The 503-nt window shown below is 65.0% G+C and carries 1 pseudogene; it reads left to right on the top strand.

Features of this window, described 5'->3' with window-relative positions:
* Window positions 1–164 precede the first annotated feature (164 nt).
* A pseudogene (locus tag ACSNOK_RS33390) lies at window positions 165–503 on the top strand (ATP-binding protein); the annotation flags it as partial.

Below are 503 nucleotides of genomic sequence, written 5' to 3'. Positions count from 1 at the left end.
CCTTTGATCGGGGAGTTCTGGCCAACGTGGTCGCAAGAGCCGGTGAGGACCGTCAGCGGGCGCTGGCCGAGTTCCCTCGGGAGGAGTGGCTCACCCTCCCGGTGGAGCGGTACGCACTCGGCGCACAGCGGTACGGGGACAGTCCCCGCCCGTTATGCTGGCTCATGGAGTACGGCACCGAAGCGCTCGGCAGTATTCGGGGAGGGAGCGCCGCCAAGCACATCGTCTACCGTCACCGCAGCGGCGAGTGGCGACTCCCGGCTCCGCTGCGCAAGCTCGATCACCAAGAGGCGTGGAACAAGGTCCGCCAGGAATTCGTAGAAGCCTTCAACGCCGTCGAGAACGGCGATTTCAACCGGATCAACGATCTGGGCACACTGGTGTACGGGCAGGCGCTCGTCACCAAAACACTGGCGCTCTACTTCCCCGACGAGTTCCTGCCGATCTTCTCCGCCGCCCACGTACGGCACTTCAGCGAGCTCCTCGGCGGCAAGCCCTACCAA

It is taken from the genome of Streptomyces sp. URMC 126, assembly GCF_051386555.1.
GTDB lineage: Bacteria > Actinomycetota > Actinomycetes > Streptomycetales > Streptomycetaceae > Streptomyces.
This window is presented reverse-complemented; position numbering and strand designations above follow the sequence as displayed.